The sequence below is a fragment of the Photobacterium alginatilyticum genome, from assembly GCF_009910675.1.
GTDB classification, from domain to species: Bacteria; Pseudomonadota; Gammaproteobacteria; order Enterobacterales; family Vibrionaceae; genus Photobacterium; species Photobacterium alginatilyticum.
In genome coordinates this window covers 1-577 of the sequence record NZ_RSEJ01000207.1, presented here as the reverse complement: position 1 = coordinate 577, position 577 = coordinate 1, and the positions used below count along the sequence as shown (strand labels likewise).

At 31.8% G+C, this 577-nt stretch carries 1 protein-coding gene; it reads right to left on the bottom strand.

Features of this window, described 5'->3' with window-relative positions:
- Window positions 1-148 (bottom strand): ATP-dependent Clp protease proteolytic subunit (locus EIZ48_RS31610; RefSeq protein WP_500690630.1); only part of this gene is annotated, 148 nt, incomplete at its 3' end.
- Between the last annotated feature and the right edge of the window lie 429 nt (window positions 149-577).

Genomic DNA, 577 nt, shown 5'->3' with positions numbered 1-577 from the left:
TGTCTTCGGATACAACCCAGAGGGGTTTGCCCGTTCTTTGTACATAAACCCTTGTGATGGTTTCACGCAGTTTTAGCAGTTCTTCYGCTTCCAAGATAGCTTCTCCCGTTTGTGCTTCATAAAAAGCACTAGCGGGTTGATGAATCATTACCCTGATGATATAACATACTAAAGTTTGTTCTATCTAGACGATGGAGTGAAGAGAAAAWAAATAAAGATAACAAAAATWCTTAAGAAAAAAAAAATAGAATAACCGTACGGGCATGTTTGATGTATTGCATACGGCTCTACAATAAAATTAATCTTTACCTTCCATCGCAGAAAGAGCCAAATAGGATCTATGAGACTCATATTGGTAAATGATCAAATTACCACCCTTCTTTTTGGAGGAGTTAAAAAATACTATGATGGTTCCGTTGCTTTATATATTTCTTATYTATTTTTTGGTATTTATTTGTCTGTTGATTCAGCAATCCCAAAGTTTCTTTTTTATCCGATCAAATAAAAAAAAGGAAATAAAAAAAGATTTTGTACTTTATTTCTAAATTTCTAATTTATACAATTTATACAATAAATA